The following is a 4,136-nucleotide window of genomic DNA, read 5'->3' on the forward strand; positions in this document are numbered from 1 at the left end:
CGAGCCACCCAGATACTGGGCGAACAGCAGCCCGCGCACCGCCTGGGCTTCCTCCTGCGGGTTCTTCACGTACTCCGACAGCTGAATGGCTGCATCTTTCAGCTCGCCCTGCTGCTTGGGAATTGCGGTGATCGCCTCGCCCAATTCACCCATGTGCAGCCCGGCCGAAGTCTGACGGGAGTTGCTGTAGATGAAGCTGGCCAGCACGCGGCCCACGTCCTCGCTGTAGCCAGCGATGCCCTGGCGGTGGATCAGGCGGCGCATGGCGCTGCGGTTGGTCTTGGTGCGGCGCAGGTACTCTTGGAAAGCCTGGTCCTTGGCCTGGTCGCCATCGGACTCCAGGCCCAGCATGTTGCCGAACAGCTCCAGCGACTCGGGCGTGATGCCGGCCAGCAGCTTGAACTCGTCGTTCGACAGGGTGCCCTGCGTCACCGCGTCCTGCCCGAACTCTTTGCGCATCTTGATGGCCATCACATTGGCCTCGCGGGCAGTCTCGAACAGGCCGAAGTATTGACGCTCGCCGTTGGCATCCACCACGTCCACGGTGTATTGGCCGAAGCGCGACAGCGGTGCATAGCCCTGCTCCTGCAGTTCTTGCACGCGGGCGGCGCGGTCGAGCATCCCATTCGACAGCTGGCCGATTTCACCGGCACGGTCAGGGTTTTCCTTGGCCAGCATCTGCAGGTGGTTGCGCAGGATCTGCGCTGCGTCTTGGGCGTCCTTGGCGTCCATCACCATGTCGCGCAGCTCGGCCACGTCCTTGCCGCCATAGCGCAGCATGTCAGCGCGGGCCATGGTGTCCAGGCTGCGGTCTGTCGCTGCGCGGAATTCCTGGTACAGCTCCACCTGCGCGTCGGTCAGTTTGAACAGAGATTTCAGCTCGGCTGGGGTCCACACCACGCCCGCCTGCAGCATCTGCGACTCGTACCGACTGGCCACCAGCTTTTCATACTGTTCCAGGGGCAGGCCCTGCCAGGCTTTCAGCATTCCCTCGCTGATCTTGTTGTTGCGCAGCAGGCGCTGGGCCTTCTGCTGTGGCGTCAGCTTTTCGGCCGCGTCAAGCAGGGTCTGCAGGCGTACAGGCTTGCCCGACTCGTCGCGCGCCCAGTCCAGCGTGCCCTCAAACACAGGCTTGGCCACGGCCGCGTTGTCTGCAGCGGTGATGGGTCGCTTGGCAATGTCGCGCCAGGTTTCCAGCTTGGGCAGCAGGCGGGGGGCCAGCTCGGCCGCGTCGGTGGCGTAGTAGCTCACGTCATCCACAAACCCCTGAGCGGAATCGAACACCCGCTTGAAGTCGGGAGAGCGCTCGGCCAGGTTGAACATGGTGCCCACGGTCTTGTGCCACCACGACAGCTTGCCCGGGGCGCCGAACGTCTTGTTCAGCTCGTCGCGGGCCTTGGTGGACAAGTCGGCCATGCCGGAGCGGCTGAACATTGGCAAGGCATCACCGTCGGCACTGCGGTCGAACGCCAGCAGCGCCCGCTGCAGCGACTGCTGCGGGGTTTCATCGGAGCGCGTCACATAGCCCCGGGCGGGCAGGATGTAGCTGCCCACGATCTCATCATCCGTCAGTGCCAGCGCCTTGAACCCCGGCACGTTTGCGCGCAGCCAGGTGCGGATGGCAGCAATGGCCCGCTGCACAAACCCGATCTCGGGTGTGGTCTGCGCCATTTCGGCCAGTACTTCCTCGGCGGCGGAAAGCCGGTCACGCGCGCTCATGGCGGCCCAGGTGTCGCTGTCGCTCAGGCCCTTCTGCACCATGCCGTATTCCCGGGCCTTGGCCAGCACCTGGGCGCGGCGCATGGTGCCGATCTGCTGCAGCACCGGCGTCAGGCCATCCCCGAAGGCGCCGCGCAGGCCGTAGTGGCCCAACACCTCGTGGAAAAGTACCTCGGCAATCTGGGCGGGGCCATTGAGCTGGTCGGCCAGCAGGTACACCTTGCCCTTGTAGATGAATCCGCGGGCCTCACCGTCGCTGCCCTGGCTCTTGAGCTGGGCGTCGTAATCGCGCACCAGCTGCGGGATCTGCATGTCCTGCATGTTGCGGGCCACGATGATCTCGGGCGAGCGCGTCCACTTGGCCTTGATCTCGTCCACCAGCATCTGGGTGGCCACCAGGCGGGCATTGCTCAGTTTGGTGGGCTCAGTGGCAGGGCCTTGTAAGGCCGCCGGCGTGTTCGCACGGCGGTAGCCGTTGTACTGCTTGTCGGTTAAAATCCGGTTGCGCCCACGATCTCCGGGCAAGCCAGTCAATTGCGGCTGGAACGTCCCGGAGACGTGGGCGTACTTGTTTCTGTCCACGTAGCGCAGCAGCCCGTCGCTCTCCCACCGGCGAAATGCATTGTTCTGCGCATCGTAGGCATTCAGCAGCAGATGGGCGTTTACTCCGCCTGCGGCGTTGGGCTCCACAACGATGCGCACAGGACTGCCATTCACCAGCTCTGGAGCGATGAACACCAGTCGGCCCGGCGCGGTGTCAGAATCGAACACCAAGGCAGGGTTCTCCAGCCACTCAGGAATCTGCTTCCAGACAGCGGCCGTCATGTGCGGATGGTTGCTCTGCCCTGCGATCACCTTGCTTTCTGCGAGATTGACCGGCCCATCACCCAGCCCCAGGAAGGCCAGCATGTCCGATCGGTCCAGCACCCTCGCGCCTTTCATGCGGGGCTTGTCTCCAGAAAACAGCGCGTCGATGCGCGCCTCGTAGGAGGACTGGGTTTCTGGCGTGCGGCTGAACAGAGCTTCGGAGCGAACCGCCGGTTCAGATCCAGCTATAGACTGCTCGACAGCAACAGGAGCCTTCATCACAGGCCCGGCCTTCAAATCGCGGGCATCAGGCTGTGTGGCATGGGTCCGCTCACGCAGGCCTGGGACATCGATCCACTTACCGTCTTGGGCACGCACTTGCTGCACCGTCACGCTCCAGCGCCCATCCTCATCAGCAGGCAGATACGACAACACGCGGTCGTAGCCCCTGTAGCTCTTCACGATGTTCCCAGGGGCGAAGTAGGCAACGCGTGCAGCCTCCGCCGCTGCAGCCTTCTTGGCCAGAACGCCACGCGGCTTCCTGGCAGGCTTTGCCGGTGCTGGAGGCTCTGTCGGCTGTGCCTGTGCACTGGGAGAGTTCTTCACCGCCTCCAGCGCCTGTTCCACCGGAGCATCCAGCACGATGGCCTTCACCGGCTTACCTTCCTCGGCTGCAGCAAGCGCCTGGTGATGGCCGTCGATGATGTGGCCATCGTTCGACACGATCACGGCGCGGTCGCCGCCGGCCTCTTTGGCCTGCTCCACCTTGGATGGCGAGAACTCAGCCTGCGTGGGCTTCAACTCAGCCGCATCCACCATCGTGGTTTCGTGATCGATGCCCTGCGCATTCAGGTGCTTCACCAGCCCACCATGCGACTGGGTGGGCACCTGTGGCATTTCCGCGCGAGGGATGCCCAGCGTGCCAGTTTCGGGGGCGAACTGCTGCACATCGCCAGCGTCCGAATCCGCCGATTTGGTGCGCACCACATAACGCTTGTTGTCCTGCACCACTTCGTGGGTGTCGCCCAAGCCGTTGTCATCGACAAAGGCCTGCGCCTTGGCCTGCGAGAAGTAGTAGGCCTTGCCGGCCTTCACTCGGTCGAGTGATTTTTTCTGGCCTGCAGGCGCCGCAGCTTTCGCGCCAGGCGCTGCCGCAACTTGCGCTCCAAGGTTCTGAGCCGGGGTGCCATCGGTCAGTGCCCGAACCGTTGGTGCGCCAACAGCGGCTGGCGAACTGGTGCTGGCGATTGCGGGCTCTGCGGCTGGCGCTGCTCCTGCTTGCGCTGGTTGCGCGCTTGCTTGGACGGCTTGAGTGGGCGAAGGCTCACGGGCTACTCCTTGGGTCGGGGATGTGACTGCAGGCCCAGCGGCTTCCACGGCGGCGGGTCCGGCTGCGGAAATGGGGGCGGTGGCAGGGGCAGCTTTTGGCGTGGCAGCTTTGGCATTCGCAGCCTCCTGTTTCTTGGCACGAACACGGGCCAGCCCATCGCGCAGGTTGGTCGGTGCGCTTGGGGCGGGTGCAGGGGCTGCGGCTACTTCGCCTTGGGCGGCTTGATCTGCTCCAGCACCTTCTTGCGCGCCTGCGGGCTCATCCGCTTGAGTGCCAGCAT

The 4,136-nt window shown here is 64.5% G+C and carries 2 protein-coding genes; both read right to left on the reverse strand.

What is annotated here, in order from left to right:
• Positions 1 to 3,621: PLxRFG domain-containing protein (locus DBR23_RS29850; protein ID WP_199227624.1), on the reverse strand; the 3,621-nt coding region annotated here is incomplete at its 3' end.
• A gap of 98 nt (positions 3,622 to 3,719) precedes the next feature.
• A complete protein-coding gene (locus DBR23_RS32115; protein WP_255581508.1) occupies positions 3,720 to 3,854 on the reverse strand; it encodes a hypothetical protein in 135 nt (44 codons plus the stop codon).
• Positions 3,855 to 4,136 lie beyond the last annotated feature (282 nt).

This window comes from Acidovorax sp. HMWF018 (assembly GCF_003061035.1).
In the GTDB taxonomy this organism is placed as follows: Bacteria; Pseudomonadota; Gammaproteobacteria; order Burkholderiales; family Burkholderiaceae_C; genus Acidovorax; species Acidovorax delafieldii.